The 13,636-nt window shown below is 65.4% G+C and carries 13 protein-coding genes; 1 reads left to right on the forward strand and 12 read right to left on the reverse strand.

Going from position 1 to position 13,636, the window contains the following annotated elements; translation table 11 throughout:
• Positions 1–175: 175 nt before the first annotated feature.
• From K9U15_RS07200 to K9U15_RS07220, 5 genes are all read right to left on the reverse strand, one after another.
• Complete coding sequence (locus K9U15_RS07200) at positions 176–622, reverse strand: hypothetical protein (protein ID WP_096226519.1); 447 nt, start codon at positions 620–622, stop codon at positions 176–178.
• A gap of 149 nt (positions 623–771) precedes the next feature.
• A complete protein-coding gene (locus K9U15_RS07205; protein WP_096226520.1) occupies positions 772–1,209 on the reverse strand; it encodes a MerR family transcriptional regulator in 438 nt (145 codons plus the stop codon).
• Between the two features lie 113 nt (positions 1,210–1,322).
• A complete protein-coding gene (dut, locus tag K9U15_RS07210) occupies positions 1,323–1,769 on the reverse strand; it encodes a dUTP diphosphatase (RefSeq protein WP_172623270.1) in 447 nt (148 codons plus the stop codon).
• Complete coding sequence (gene nrdR, locus K9U15_RS07215) at positions 1,769–2,215, reverse strand: transcriptional regulator NrdR (protein ID WP_087189768.1); 447 nt, start codon at positions 2,213–2,215, stop codon at positions 1,769–1,771. The genes dut and nrdR overlap by 1 nt, the downstream gene beginning before the upstream one ends.
• A 161-nt stretch (positions 2,216–2,376) precedes the next feature.
• Positions 2,377–3,885: an ATP-binding cassette domain-containing protein gene (locus tag K9U15_RS07220; protein ID WP_096226522.1), complete on the reverse strand. Its 1,509-nt coding sequence runs from the start codon at positions 3,883–3,885 to the stop codon at positions 2,377–2,379.
• Positions 3,886–4,694: 809 nt separating this feature from the next.
• Here K9U15_RS07220 and lexA point away from each other — a divergent pair.
• Positions 4,695–5,333 (forward strand): transcriptional repressor LexA, encoded by a 639-nt coding sequence (gene lexA, locus K9U15_RS07225; protein ID WP_087189765.1) that lies wholly within the window; start codon positions 4,695–4,697, stop codon positions 5,331–5,333.
• A gap of 202 nt (positions 5,334–5,535) precedes the next feature.
• On the opposite strand, the gene hflX is transcribed toward lexA, so the two are convergent.
• The 7 genes from hflX to K9U15_RS07260 all read right to left on the reverse strand — a co-directional run bounded on the left by hflX (position 5,536) and on the right by K9U15_RS07260 (position 13,636).
• The gene (gene hflX, locus K9U15_RS07230) at positions 5,536–6,855 is read right to left on the reverse strand and encodes a GTPase HflX (RefSeq protein ID WP_301155832.1); all 1,320 of its coding nucleotides are present in this window, start codon (positions 6,853–6,855) and stop codon (positions 5,536–5,538) included.
• A 191-nt stretch (positions 6,856–7,046) separates the two neighbouring features.
• Complete coding sequence (miaA, locus tag K9U15_RS07235) at positions 7,047–7,982, reverse strand: tRNA (adenosine(37)-N6)-dimethylallyltransferase MiaA (RefSeq protein WP_227115584.1); 936 nt, start codon at positions 7,980–7,982, stop codon at positions 7,047–7,049.
• The gene (gene miaB, locus K9U15_RS07240; RefSeq protein ID WP_087189762.1) at positions 7,972–9,369 is read right to left on the reverse strand and encodes a tRNA (N6-isopentenyl adenosine(37)-C2)-methylthiotransferase MiaB; all 1,398 of its coding nucleotides are present in this window, start codon (positions 9,367–9,369) and stop codon (positions 7,972–7,974) included. The genes miaA and miaB overlap by 11 nt, the downstream gene beginning before the upstream one ends.
• Before the next feature lie 8 nt (positions 9,370–9,377).
• On the reverse strand, positions 9,378–9,707 hold the full coding sequence (locus K9U15_RS07245) for a stage V sporulation protein S (RefSeq protein ID WP_224767847.1): 330 nt from the start codon (positions 9,705–9,707) through the stop codon (positions 9,378–9,380).
• A gap of 199 nt (positions 9,708–9,906) precedes the next feature.
• Positions 9,907–10,992, reverse strand: coding sequence for an ATP-binding protein (locus tag K9U15_RS07250; RefSeq protein ID WP_227115583.1), 1,086 nt, complete (start codon positions 10,990–10,992; stop codon positions 9,907–9,909).
• A 12-nt stretch (positions 10,993–11,004) separates the two neighbouring features.
• The gene (gene rny, locus K9U15_RS07255; RefSeq protein ID WP_096226527.1) at positions 11,005–12,537 is read right to left on the reverse strand and encodes a ribonuclease Y; all 1,533 of its coding nucleotides are present in this window, start codon (positions 12,535–12,537) and stop codon (positions 11,005–11,007) included.
• 289 nt (positions 12,538–12,826) lie between these two features.
• Entirely contained in the window at positions 12,827–13,636 is an 810-nt protein-coding gene (locus K9U15_RS07260) for a regulatory protein RecX (protein ID WP_227115582.1), read from the reverse strand.

Consider the following 13,636-nt stretch of genomic DNA (forward strand, 5'->3'; position numbering starts at 1 on the left):
CTTCATGGTCAGGTGTCCGCCTTGTTTCTTGGGCATGCTGGAGCACCTCCTTCCGGCGCCCAAGGAGGAATGCCAGCATAGCAAGCGGAAACATGGCATGGCTAGTCAGTTTTGACAGACTTAAGTTAGACAAATATACGTTCGAAATGTCAATCTTGGGGGAAGTGCCGGAGTGCTAGCCCCAAGTTGAGTTGCCTTTGGGGGTTGTGCCCAGGTCGGTGCCGGGTGCGAGGTTTCCGTAATCGCCGGATTCGATGGCCTCGAGCACGGCCGGGTACATGAGGTACGCGGAAACCGCGTTCAGGACCAGCGCGATACTGCATACGGCGATACCGATTATGCAAGACCGTTTAAGTCGCTTCGCTGGCGCGGCGACATCGGTCAACCTGGTAGACAGCGCGTTCAGCTTCTTGAGCGCGATGATGGCGCACACCAGTCCGGCGGTTGCAAGGAACACGCCTCCAATGAACAAAGATACCGGCCCGGCGATGCTTGCCACCATGACGAGGTTCTGGGCCACCTTCAGGTCGCGAACGTCGCGTTCGTTGGGCCGCAGCCTCGGGCCTTGGTTCGGAGGTTCGGGGTATCCGGGTGGCTTGGGTGGCTGATTTTGGTCATCCATAGTCGATTTCGTCCAATCTGTCAAAATATCGCGTCTCTGACCTGCGGTTTTATAAACGAGGCTTTGAGAGCCGTTCTAAGGCCCTATCTTGCCCTTCGACGAGTCCTAGGTCATGGAAACAGGGCGTTTTCTAGCGCTTCGCCCACGCACTATAGCATGCCGTGTCCTTGGGAGCGTTCCGCAGCTTCCAAATCCACCGTAGCGGCATGGAGGCGTTTCAGGCTCTCGTCCAGCTCCTCGCGCTGGTACTCGAGCACGGTCTCTTGCGCCCGCAAGATCGACAGGCGTTCGGCCCGGGTGGTGCCGCCACGCTTGCAGAGGCGCACGAAGTACTGGATGCCCTCGATGGACAGGCCGCTTTTGCGAAGCGCCTCGACCAGGTGCAGTTGGGCAACGTCGGCCTCGGAGAACGTCCGCACGCCGCGCTTGTCGCGATGAAGGTTCGGGAAGAACCCGCACTTGTCGTAATAGCGGATGGTGAAAGCCGAGATTCCCGTCAAGGCGACAACGTCGCCGATGCCGTAGATCGGATCGGCTTGCGTAGCCGGGACGTCAACGATCCGGCTATTATGTCCCTCGTCGCCCATAGGCCTCCTCGGAAGTCGACTTGAGTACGGGCTTAGAGTTACTCTAACCAATAACGATTTTAACTTAGAGTAACTCTAAGTGCAATATGAAAGCCTCGACCTATCCGGAACCGCTATGCGCCGATGCCGCTGCTGCCGAACCCGCCGGCGCCCCGATCGGTAGCAGGAAGATCCCCACACGAATCAAACACGGCCTCGGCCACGCGCATGATGACAAGCTGCGCGATACGGTCCCCCCGCTTGACCTCGAAAGGCTCGCGCGGGTCTAGGTTGACGAGGATGGCCTTGATCTCGCCACGGTAGTTGCTGTCGATGAGCCCCGGTGCATTCACGAGCGATACGCCGTGCCTCGCCGCCAACCCGCTGCGCGGCAGGACGAAACCAGCGTAGCCGACCGGAATGGCGACGGCAATGCCGCAGGGCACGAGCTTGCGCTCGAACGGCTGCAGCGTCTCGTCGATCGTCGAGCGCAGGTCGACGGCAGCATCGCCCGCGTAGGCGCAGGCAGGCACCGGAAGTTCGGCATCGAGCGCCTTGAGGGGAATCGCGAGGCGCTCCATCAGCGCAGCCCCTCGAGGGCGGCTGCGAACTCCTCTACGTTTTGGAAGTCCTTGTAGACGCTCGCGAACCGCACGTAGGCAACATCGTCGAGCTTCGCCAGACGCACGAGAACCATATCGCCAAGTTCCTTTGACCTGATCTCGTTGCAGGAGGCGTTGCGAAGCTCGGTTTCAATACTATCGACGAGCGACGCTATCTGCTCGGGTGAGATAGGCCGCTTCCCGCAGGCAATGAGCAGGCCGCGCATGAGCTTCTGGCGGTCATAGGCTTCGGAGGACCCATCCGCCTTGATAACGATGAGCGGGTTCTCGCCCAAACGCTCGTAGGTGGTGAATCGACGGCCGCAATCAAGGCATTCGCGTCGGCGCCGGATAGCCGTGCCATCCTCGGAAGGGCGCGAGTCCACCACTTTTGATTCGGGGTTTCCGCAGGAAGGACAGCGCATGAAAGGCTCCTTTGCTCGATTTTGGATCAGCCTAGCATACAAGATATTGTGCTTCAATCCGCATTGTCGATCCCTGCAAAAAAACCGCCCCCTGCGGAAAGGAGGCGGTCCGAAGCGGGTGTGGATCTCGGCTTCACCGGTGTTCGACCACGGGGAAAAGGTCAAAGCTCCACCCTTACATGGGTGTCGCCGAGCCCTCTCCCTTCGGCACGGCCAACGTCGAACACCCATCGTGTTGCGGTGAGCGCGTCGAGGAAGCGCTCGTCGTGGGACACGAGCATCAGGGCGCAGGGACAATCGGCCAGCACGTCCTGCAAGGCTTCGACAGAGCGTATATCCAGGTGGTTCGTCGGCTCGTCCATGACGATGAGATGCGGTCGTCCTGTCAGGCCCTGCGCCAACAGGAGCTTGCGCACCTCGCCGGGGCTCAAGTCGTCTCCCTCCAAGATGCGTGCCGGCGGCGAATCGAGCCGGGCGACAATGGAGAGCAGGCGCCCGCGCTCTGCCGGCGCGAGAGCCTTCACCGAGGCGAGAAGGGCGCGCGCCCGGTCACTTCCTATCTCTTGCGGGACGTACACCATGCCCTCTTCCGGCATTTGCCGCAGCACTTCGGCAAGCAGCGTCGATTTGCCTGCACCGTTCCTGCCCACCAGGCCGATGCGGTCGGTGTTGCCCACGTACAGCTGCGGATGGTGCAGCATGCGCCCCTCGCCCAGCGTCAGGGACCCGGCCTCGCATCGGACGAGCACCGTGCGCGCGGCGGGCTCGGCTTCCAGGTCGAGCGCACCCTCGTACACCTTGGCGACGCGAACCTCGGCCATGCGCTTCTCTGCACGCTCGACTTTCTTCCCCATCTGCGACGAGAGCCGCCCGGTCTTGCCATCCTGGCCGGAATAGATGGCCAGCTTGATCTTCGCGCGCCCGTCATGGTCGTGCCGGTCGAGATGCCGAGCCGAGCGCCGTGCAGCCGAACGCGCCGCCACCCCGTCTCGACGATTGCTCTCCGTCTTGAGGCGCGCCAGTTCGCGACGGGCATGGGACCGCTCCTCTACGGCAGTCTGGCGGCGTAGGTCTAGCTGCTCCTTCGCCTGAGAGTACGTGCCGGGCACGGTCACAGCACGCCCTCGATCCACGAACACGCACGAGCTCACCAGCCCGTCGAGCAACGCGCGGTCGTGCGAGACGAGAAGGCCCGTCCCGCGATACTCGGCAAGCGCACGCGCCACCAGTTCGCGGGTTTCAGCGTCGAGGTGGTTTGTGGGCTCGTCGAGTGCAAGCAGCACAGGATCGGCTGCGAGGGCACATGCTATCTGGATACGCTTGCACTCGCCATGTGACAGGGTGTCGTAGCGCCATAGCCATGCGTCGTCGATGCCGAGCAGGTAGCGCAGGCGCACGGCCTCGGGGCGGTAGTCGTAGGAGAACTCCTCGAGCCCCGTTGGCGCGACATCGGTCGACTGGGCGCAGAACGATCCTGCGACCTGCGGAGAAACGCTTCCTTTCTGGGGCTCGAGCATCCCGCATACGATCTTGAGCAACGTGCTCTTGCCGGCTCCGTTCGGGCCGACCACGCCGGTCCAGCCGGGCGCGAACACGGCGGATGCGTCATCGAGCGCCAAGGCATCGGCGCCGTCGTAGGTATAGGTAAGATGGCGGGCTGAAACGAACACGGAAGGGCCTCCCTTCGAGAGGCACCGGATTCAATGCTTTTCGCGCTGGCAACCTGGCGCCGATGAGACGGCGAGGCTAGGGATAGGAACATCAAGGAACAGCAACGAAAGCGCACCCGGTGCGGAGCTTGCATGACCTGGCGGGTGCCCGAAGGCTTTCGTTAGAACTTCATGTTCCTTGTCTCCTTCTCGAAGGCCGCATTCACAGCAGCCTGTCTGGGATTTCGGTTCAAAAGGCAGTCTACCACATGAACCTGCAAGGAGGAAGGGTCCTGCGGGGTGGAAAGGCGATGGAACGGCAGCGCCATGGTGGCGAGGATGCCGCGCAGTCACAGAAATGCAGTATCCATGGGCGTTCCGAAGTCGCTAGAAGCTGATGAAAATGCTGAGGAAGGCGAAAACGGAGAAGACGCATCCGGCAAGAGCGCCTTGCCACGGCCTCACACGGCCGTAAGCGCGACCTGCCGCACTGCCATGACGAAGAACCCGCGCCATCTCCGTAGCGCCAAGTCTGCGAGCACGGCACGCAGCAGACGGTACCTGACGCGCGTGCGAATGCTGCAGCGGCGCGCAAGCACCTTGGGAACCGCTCCCTGGAAACTCGATGATAGCCCCGGCTGCGGATACACGGTTGAACTCCGGCTGCAGGGCCGACGTGCCATCGAAGGGGCACCGCATCTCGAAATTCTTCATCTTTCTGCCTCCTAGGCCTTGCGTAGAACCTTTGTTCGCATATATAATAGAACGAACAAAAGTTCATGTCAATACGTATTTAAAACATTTGTTCGTTCAAGGGAAAGGAACGGGGCATGTCCGACAAAGTGACGAAACGCCAGAAGGCGGTGCTCGACTGCATCGAGGAGTGCATCCGCGAGAAGGGCTACGGTCCCACGGTGCGCGAGGTCTGCCAAAGCTTGGGCCTTTCCTCCCCTTCGACAGTCCACGTGCACCTCAAAGCACTCGAGGACAAGGGGCTCATCAAGCGCGATCCCCTCAAGTCGCGTTCCATCGCGCTCACCTATCCGCTTGGCGATGCAGAGAGCACTTCCAACGTCATCAAGCCCAGCTTCAACAAGGTGGTGAACGTGCCGCTCGTGGGCAATGTGGCGGCCGGCTCCCCCATCCTCGCCGAGGAGAACATCACCGACACCATCTCGCTTCCCACCGACATCGTGGGCGATGCACCGTCGTTCCTGCTGTCGGTACGGGGCGAATCGATGATCGAGGCGGGCATCAACGACGGCGACTACGTGGTGGTGAAAGAACAGCCCGTCGCCAACAACGGCGACATCGTCGTGGCCATCATCGACGACGGCGCGACGGTCAAGCGCTTCTACAAGGAATCCGACCATATCCGCCTGCAGCCGGAGAACTCCACGATGGAGCCCATCATCACCACCGACTGCTCCATCGCGGGCAAGGTAGTGGCGGTGTTCCGTCGCCTGTAGGCGACGCCTTGCGGGGCCCTGCCGAAGGAGCGAGACGCCCTGTTGGATTACGGCCCCTGCAGGAGAAACGCCGGCCTTGGGATGAGGGGCGCTCGTTCGTCCCGAGACCGACCGGTGATCCGAGATCGCGTCATCCGGTCGCAAACTACTTGGTTAGAGTTACTCTAACCAAGTAGTTTGCAGCTTTCTGAAAGGGACGTGCCTAACAGTCCTTCTCCGCCACGTAGGGGCGAAACAGGCCGGCAAAGGACGGAGCAGCCAACATGACGAGGTGCGTACCGTCCTCCTCGTGCTTTTCCGACAGGATATGGCAACGCTCGTGCGCGAGGGAGACGAGATCTCCCCGGTTGTAGGGAATCACTATGGCGAGATGCTCGTCCTGCGCCGAGGCGACACGGGCGATATGCCCGACAAGCTCGCTTATGCCCTCCCCTGTTGCCGCCGATACGAATTGGGCCTGTGGATGACGCGCCTTGAGAGCATCGAAATGTTCCTTGTCGAGCAGGTCGCATTTGTTGAATACGAGCACGCGAAGCAAATCTTGAGCTTCGATCTGCCCGAGCACGTCCTCCACCGCAGCGATCTGCGCCTCGTACTCGTCCGACGACGCATCCACCACATGCAGCACGAGATCGGCTCCCGTGATCTCGTCGAGCGTGGACTTGAACGCCTCGATGAGCGTGGTCGGCAGCTTCTGGATGAACCCGACCGTGTCGGTGACGGTGATCTCGCGCCCTTCGGGCAGCTCGAACTTGCGCGTAGTGGAGTCCAGCGTGGCGAACAGCTTGTCGTAGGCCAGCACGTCCGCGTTCGTCAAGCGGTTGAGCAGGCTCGACTTTCCGGCGTTCGTGTAACCGGCCAGCGCCACTTTGAACATGCCGCTCTCGTAGCGGCTCTCGCGCTGGATGGCGCGTACCTCGGCCAGGTGCTTGAGCTCGCGCTTGATGGACGTGATGCGCTTGCGCACCATGCGACGGTCGACCTCGAGCTGGCTCTCGCCCTCGCCGAAGCGCGAGCCCACGCCGCCGCCCATGCGGTTCGAGGCCAAGTGGGCCCACATGCCGCGCAAACGCGGCAGCAGGTACTCGTTCTGGGCGAGCCGCACCTGCAGGCGGCCCTCCTTGCTGGTGGCATGCAGCGCGAAGATGTCGAGGATGAGCGCCGTGCGGTCGATGACCTTCACTTCCTTGCCGACTACCTTCTCGAGGTTCGACTGCTGCGAGGGCGTGAGCTCGTCGTCGAACACCACGAGATCGGCCGCGTGGGCGCGTGCCAGCTCGGCAACCTCCTCGGCCTTGCCCGAGCCGACGAACGTGCGCGGGTTCGGCGCGTCGAGCTTTTGCGTGGTGACGGCCGCAACGTCGGCGCCCGCCGTGTCCACGAGACGCTCGAGCTCGGCAAGCGACGAGGCCAGCGGCCAGGAGGCGCCGGGGCGGTCGACGCCCACCAGCACGGCCTTCTCGCGGCGCTCTTCGGAAACGGGGATCGCGCCCCGCGTGATTACGGATTCAAATTCAGACATGGAGCCAACCTTTCGAAGCAAGAAGGGACACGCCGGCGCGGATGGCGGCGTGCGGAGACAGTCGGGCGCGGTCGCAACCGCTAGAGAAACGCGTGTGCTGTCTGCATGATAGGTGCTCCGATCTTGAAGGCTCGGCAGGGTCGGCCTGCAGAACCGTATCATACCACAAGCTCGCCCTGCTGCGGAAACGCTCAGGCAACGACGCCTCCCACCAAGGAAAGCGCCTCGGCTGCCTGGGCCGCGGGGTCAGGGTCGGTTGCATCTATCCAGCGGATGCGCCGGTCCTTGCGGAACCAAGTGCGCTGCCGCTTCGCGTAGCGGTGCGTGGCCGTCTTGATGCACGACGCAGCTTCCTCCATCGTCGTCTCCCCCTCGAGGGCGGCGACGACCTCCTTGTACCCGATAGCCTGGGGAGCCGTGATGCCGTCCCGGAATCCGCTTTGCAGCAAACGCGCCACCTCGTCCACGAGCCCGGCGTCGAACATGGCGTCGACGCGCGCGTCGATGCGCGCGTTGAGCGCCGTCGGATCCACGGACAGCCCTATGAAGCATGCCGGTACCAGCTGTGGGATGCTCGCCAGCTTCGCGCGCTGCTCGGCCAGGCTTGTGCCGTCCTCCAACAGCTCGAAGGCGCGCACGACGCGCTTGACGTCGGCGGCGGGCACGATGGCGGCACTCGCGGGATCGCGCTCGCGCAGCAGCTCCCACAGGGCGCCGGCGCCTTGCTCGCCGGCAAGGCGGTTGTAATGCTCGCGCACAGGATTGCCCGTTTGCTCCCCCTTCGGGAACTCGTAGGCGTCGATGGCCGCGCGCACGTACAGGCCGGTGCCGCCGCACAGCACGGCACGCCTCCCGCGCGCGGCGATGTCCTCGAAGCAGGCGCGGGCGTATTCCTGGAAGAGGGCCGCCGAGTACGGCTCGCCGGGGTCGGCGAGGTCGAGGCCGTGGTGGGGCACAAGCCGCTCGTCGGGGGCGAGCTTGCCCGTGCCGATGTCCATGCCGCGGTACACCTGCATGGAATCGGCGCTCACCACCTCGCCATCGAGCGCGAGGGCGACGGCCTGCGCAAGGGCGGACTTGCCCGAGGCTGTGGGGCCGACGATGCAGACGACGGGGTCAGCGCCCATCCGCCGCCTCCGCGGGCGGCACGGCACCGCCCGCCACCTCGCCTGCCAGGTACCACGTCTTCGCCTCGTCGATGCGCACGCGCACCGTGGTACCGGCCAGCTCCTCGATCGAGGCGCCTTCGGGCAGCGGCGCATGCACGGTCTGGTTCTTCGGGCTCTTGCCCGCGAGCAGGCCCGCATCGCGCTTGGAAGCGCCCTCCACCAGCACGTCGACCGTGCTCCCCAGGTCGACCTGGTTCGCCTCGAAGGCCCGCTTCTGCACGAGATCGACCAGACGGTCGAACCGCCCCTGGATCACGTCGCGTGGCGTGGGATCGTCGACCGAGGCGGCAGGCGTGCCCTCGCGCTTGGAGTAGATGAACGTGAACACCTGGTGGTAGCCCACCTCGTCCACAAGGCGGTACGTGTCTTCGAAGTCCTTCGCCGTCTCGCCGGGGAATCCCACGATGATGTCGGTGGAGAGCGCGATCTCCGGCAGCGCCTCGCGCAGCTTGCGCACGAGCTCCAGGTAATGGGCGCGCGTGTAGCGGCGGTTCATGGCGGCGAGCACGGCATCGGAGCCGGACTGCACGGGCAGGTGCAGCGCCGGCATGAGCGAGCGCAGCGTGCCGAACCTGCCGATGACCTCGTCGGTGAGGTCCTTCGGATGGCTCGTCGCGAAGCGCAGGCGCTCGATGCCCGTGGCGTCGAGCGCATCGAGCACGGCCGCGAAGCGGGGCGAGCCGTACAGGTCGCGGCCGTAGGAGTTCACGTTCTGGCCCAGAAGGGTGATCTCCTTCACGCCGGCGGCCACGTAGCCCTCCGCCTCGGCTACGATATCCTCGAGCGGGCGCGACTTCTCTCGGCCGCGCACGTAGGGCACGATGCAGTACGAGCAGAAGTTGTTGCAACCCTGCGCGATGGGAAGCCAAGCGGCCCACGCGTGCTCGCGCGCCGTCGGCAGCTCCGAGGCAAACGACGAGCCGGCGTCGAGCACCTCCACGTGATGGCCCCCCTCGTCGAGCGCCTCTTCCAGCAGTCGCGGAAGCGAGCCCAGGTTGTGCGTGCCGAACACCACGTCCAGGTGCGGCAGCTCATCGACGAGCTTCTGCCCGTCGCGCTGCCCGATGCAGCCGCCCACGGCCACGACGCGCTTGGACAGGGGGGTGCCGGCGCGCAGCGGAGTGTTCTTGAGCGAGGCCACCTGACCGTAGAGGCGCGTGTCGGCGGCTTCGCGCACGCAGCACGTCATGAACACGACGAGGTCGGCATCCTCGATGGCATCGACGGGCAGCGCGCCCAGGCCTTCGAGCATGCCGGCGACGCGCTCGGAATCGTGCTTGTTCATCTGGCAGCCGAACGTGCGGATGCAGAACGCGAGGTTCGTGAACGGGGTATGCGTGTGCATGGCGATCCTCAGTGCGCAGGGGCGGACGGGGCGGCTTCCGCTTCCCCGCCGGCAGCGGGCATGGAGACGCCGCGCGTGTAGCGCGGTTCGACTGCGAAGCGAATGGCCGTGCGGTACTCGCCGTCGATAACGATGTCCGCAAAGGAGGGCACGCAGGCGATCTCGATGCCCACGGGCGACAGGAAACCGCGCGAGATGGCGATGGCCTTCACGGCTTGGTTCACCGCTCCGGCCCCGACGGCCTGTATCTCCACGCCGACGCCGTCCTTCACCATGCCGGCGATGGCTCCGGCCACGGAAGCGGGCGACGATTTCGATGAAACCTTCAGGCAGCCGATGTCCGGCTTGTGCTCGGGTGCGGTCATGCATATCCTTCGTCGTTTGAGTACGTTGCTCGTGCGTTTGGCGTGCGTTCAATATGCGTGCGGCGCCCGCGCGCCGCTTTTTCACGGTACCGTTATTCTAGCTATTAATGGTATGGCGTGCAACCTGCGGATATGGCCGTTCGCCGACCAGGCGGCGCAGCTTATGCGGAACTTAGCGGAGCTTGCTCACGGGGATATGGATGCGGATGCCGTCCTTGCCCACGCGCACCTCGGGCTGCACGTCGGGCTCCAAGTAGTAGCGTTGCGCGACGTCGCGGTAGGCGGCGGCCACCTGGCCCGCGAAGTCGTCCAGATCCTCGCGGGCCAGCTTGAGACCCCGCGCGTCTTCGGAGGCGGACGGGGCTGCGGTGCGCGGGGCTGCAGGCTCGGGAGCGTCGTTGCCGATGCGCACGCGGTCGAGCAGAGGGGACAGCGGCGTTATCTCGCCGTCCAGCACGCGGCGCGCCGAACGCTCGGACAGGGCGAGCCCCAGCGACCCGGCTATGCCCGCGAGCTCCGCCGGGTCTGCGGCGAGGGCCAGGCGCTTGCACACGGGCAGCTCGTCGGCATGCCCGAACGCGCGCGATGCCGCCGTGAGCGACGAGAGGCCGAACGCGTAGAGCGTGGCCACGACGTCGGTCACGGAGCCCAGGTAGACGGTGCAGTCGCGGCGGCACTCGAGAGCGAACTCGCACACGGTGCGCAGAATGTTCTTCGGCCCCCGCACGGCCACGGTCCCCGCGTCGGTGCGCTCGAAGACGGGAAAGCTGGACTGGTCGGCCTTCTCCCCCACGCGTGCCAGGTCTGTCTCCACGACGAACGAGGAACCCAGACCTGCATCCGAGGCGGCTATGCGCGCCGTCTCGGCGTTCACGGCGATGGAGTACAGGGCCATGCCGCGGCCGTGCACGCCCCACTTGTCCAAGTGCATGGTATCGAGCTTGGAGGTGACGCGCGGCTCGAACACCCGCTCGTGCAGAGCGGGCGGAACGCCGTCGCCGTCGTCCACCATGACGATGCGCCGGCGGCCGCCCTCGCGGGACACGGCCGCGAACACGCTCTTGGCATGGGCGTCGCGCGCGTTGCGCAGCATCTCGATGACGATGTCCTCCGTGGAGCGGATGTCGTGGGCGGCTTGCCGCCGCTCGGCCTCCGCGCTCCTCAAACGGACGAAACCATCCCCGAGGTCTGCCTCGACCCGGAGATGGCTGTCGCCGCTGACGTTCTCTATGAAGGCTTCCAGCGAGCCGTCGGCCATGCCGGGGTCGCCTTACTTCGCGACGCCGACCGCGCGGCTCTCGCGGATGACCACGACCTTCACCTGGCCGGGGTACTGCATCTCGTTCTCTATGCGGTGCGCGATGTCGTGGGCGAGCACGGTCGTGGCGGCCTCGTCCACCACCTCGGGCTCCACCATCACGCGCACTTCGCGACCGGCCTGGATAGCGTAGGTGCGCTCCACGCCCTTGTAGGAGTTCGCGATCTCCTCGAGCTTCTCGAGGCGCTTGATGTAGGCGTCGAGCGTCTCCTTGCGGGCGCCGGGGCGGGCAGCCGACACGGCGTCGGCGGCCTGCACGAGCACGGCGAGCACGCTCGAGGGCTCCACGTCGTTGTGGTGCGCCTCGATGGCATGGACGATGTCCTGCTTCTCGCCGAAGCGGCGCGCCAGGTCGGCGCCGATGACGGCATGGCTGCCCTCGACCTCGTGGTCGACGGCCTTGCCCAGGTCGTGCAAGAGCCCTGCGCGCTTGGCCGGGATGGGGTCGAGCCCCAGCTCCGCAGCCATGACGCCCGAGAGGTAGGCCACCTCGAGCGAGTGGTTCAGCACGTTCTGGCCGTAGGAGGTGCGGTAGCGCAGGCGGCCGAGCGTGCGCACGAGCTCGGGATGCAGGTCGTGGATGCCGGTGTCGAAGGCGGCCTGCTCGCCCGCCTCCTGCACGCGCTGGTTCACGAACGCCTCGGCCTTGCCGAACATCTCCTCGATGCGCGCCGGGTGGATGCGCCCGTCGGCCACGAGGTTCTCCATGGTCACGCGGCCTATCTCGCGGCGCACCGGGTCGAAGCACGAGATGGTCACGCACTCCGGGGTGTCGTCGATGATGAGGTTCGTGCCGGTGAGCTGCTCGAACGAGCGGATGTTGCGGCCCTCGCGCCCGATGATGCGGCCCTTGAGGTCATCCGACGGGATATGGATGGCGCTCACCGTGTTCTCGGCGGAGTGGTCGGCCGCCACGCGCTGGATGGCCAGGCTCAGGATGGAGCGGGCCTTCTTGTCGGCCTCGGCCTTCGTGCGGGCCTCGGAGTCGCGGATGATGGCGGCGGACTCGTGCACGACCTCGTCCTTGAGGGTGTCGAGCAGCTCGGCTTTCGCCTCCTCCGGCGTCATGCCGGCCACGCGCTCCAGGCGGCGGTCGATCTCCCGGGCAGCTTCCTCGAGGTCGCGCTCGCGACGGTCGAGCTGGCCCTGCTGGGACGATATCTGATGCTCGCGGGCGTCGAGCGACTCCACGCGGCGATCGAGCGACTCCTCGCGCTGCGACACGCGGTTCTCCGCGGCGCGCACCTCGCGCATGCGCTCCTTGTTCTCGGCCTGGGCCTCCTGCTTCAGCTTCAGGACTTCGTCCTTGGCTTCGACGATGGCCTCGCGACGCAGTGTTTCGGCTTGACGTTTCGCGTCGGCCACCACGGTCTCGGCCTCTTGCGCCGCACGTTTCGCGGACGAGCTGGCCAGGAAGCGGGCACCGACGAAGCCGAGGGCGATGCCTATCACGGCACCGATGAGCAGCCAGATGATCTCGGGCATGCCTCCCCCTTTCGTTTTGGTTTCTGATATGCGTTGTTCACATTGCTCGGTTTACATAAAAAGGCCGGTTCCACGAACCGGGCATGAGCGAAGAGCACGCAATACGGGGGCGATCATATGGAATTGTATCTATATGAAATACCCTATCGGGTACGTCTCACTCAAGCTATACCACATGATAAGGCTTGTTCCCCATTTGGTGAAGTCCTGTCAGAAAAATAGCGGAAAACGAGGTCGGTGGGCGGTTTTGAGCTCTGCGGGCCGCGCTGCATGCGCACAATGCAGGCAATCAGCACTGGCACTCCTCCCCCTCGCTCCAAACACGGGCGGCGGTGGAAGCCACCGACGCTCCGAAGCCCTTCTGGACAAGGCGGCGGAACGCGGCGTCGCGCCCGTTCTTCGCGCGGGGAGGCTTGCGGTCGAGCAGGGCGAGCGCGCGCTCCACCTCGCTCTCGTGGTCGACGGCGAACTCTTCGGGCCAACCGGGCACGACGGACGCGTCGATGCCCAGGGCGTCGAGCTCGGCCGCGATCCCCTGGGCCCCGCGGCCCTGGGACAGGCGGCTGCGCACCAGCACCTCGGCATAGCGGGCGTCGTCAACGAGCCCGCAGGAGAGCGCACGGTCCACCGCGGCGGACGCCGCCTCGGGCGCGAAGCCCTCGCGCGCGAGGCGCGCCCGCAGCGCGGCCGAGGCTTGCTCGCGCGCGAGGGCGAGGCGCTCGATCTTGCGGAAGGCGCGCTCGGCTTCGTCGGCAGCGGAGGCTCCGGTTCGCGCCGCCAGCGGGACACGGCCCCCGCTCGAGTCTGCAGGGCTGCCGGCTGCGGCGCCCAGGCCGTCATCCTCCTGCGAGAACCCGGGCACCACGCGGCCAAGGCAGTCGGCTGCATCGCGAAGGGCTCGAGCGCCCGTGCAGGAAGAGCGGGAAGCCCTGCGGAAAGCCCCGGCGCCCTCATCGGGGGCGCAGGACCCCTCGGAGACCTCCGCCTCTCGACAGGGGCCGACGGCTCCGCGGGAGGCGCTGTCCTTGCAGGCGGGCGACGATCCCTCGATGGCGGCTATCTGGGCACGCAGGCGCGCCTTCACCTCGGCGTCGGACAT

Source organism: Gordonibacter sp. RACS_AR68, from assembly GCF_030418485.1.
GTDB lineage: Bacteria > Actinomycetota > Coriobacteriia > Coriobacteriales > Eggerthellaceae > Gordonibacter > Gordonibacter urolithinfaciens.

Bases quoted from the DNA above. Each gene is read 5' to 3' on its own strand.
- K9U15_RS07200 (WP_096226519.1), bottom strand. From the start codon at position 622: ATGGATGACCAAAATCAGCCACCCAAGCCACCCGGATACCCCGAACCT.
- K9U15_RS07205 (WP_096226520.1), bottom strand. From the start codon at position 1,209: ATGGGCGACGAGGGACATAATAGCCGGATCGTTGACGTCCCGGCTACG.
- dut (WP_172623270.1), bottom strand. From the start codon at position 1,769: ATGGAGCGCCTCGCGATTCCCCTCAAGGCGCTCGATGCCGAACTTCCG.
- nrdR (WP_087189768.1), bottom strand. From the start codon at position 2,215: ATGCGCTGTCCTTCCTGCGGAAACCCCGAATCAAAAGTGGTGGACTCG.
- lexA (WP_087189765.1), top strand. From the start codon at position 4,695: ATGTCCGACAAAGTGACGAAACGCCAGAAGGCGGTGCTCGACTGCATC.
- hflX (WP_301155832.1), bottom strand. From the start codon at position 6,855: ATGTCTGAATTTGAATCCGTAATCACGCGGGGCGCGATCCCCGTTTCC.
- miaA (WP_227115584.1), bottom strand. From the start codon at position 7,982: ATGGGCGCTGACCCCGTCGTCTGCATCGTCGGCCCCACAGCCTCGGGC.
- miaB (WP_087189762.1), bottom strand. From the start codon at position 9,369: ATGCACACGCATACCCCGTTCACGAACCTCGCGTTCTGCATCCGCACG.
- K9U15_RS07250 (WP_227115583.1), bottom strand. From the start codon at position 10,992: ATGGCCGACGGCTCGCTGGAAGCCTTCATAGAGAACGTCAGCGGCGAC.
- rny (WP_096226527.1), bottom strand. From the start codon at position 12,537: ATGCCCGAGATCATCTGGCTGCTCATCGGTGCCGTGATAGGCATCGCC.
- K9U15_RS07260 (WP_227115582.1), bottom strand. From the start codon at position 13,636: ATGTCCGACGCCGAGGTGAAGGCGCGCCTGCGTGCCCAGATAGCCGCC.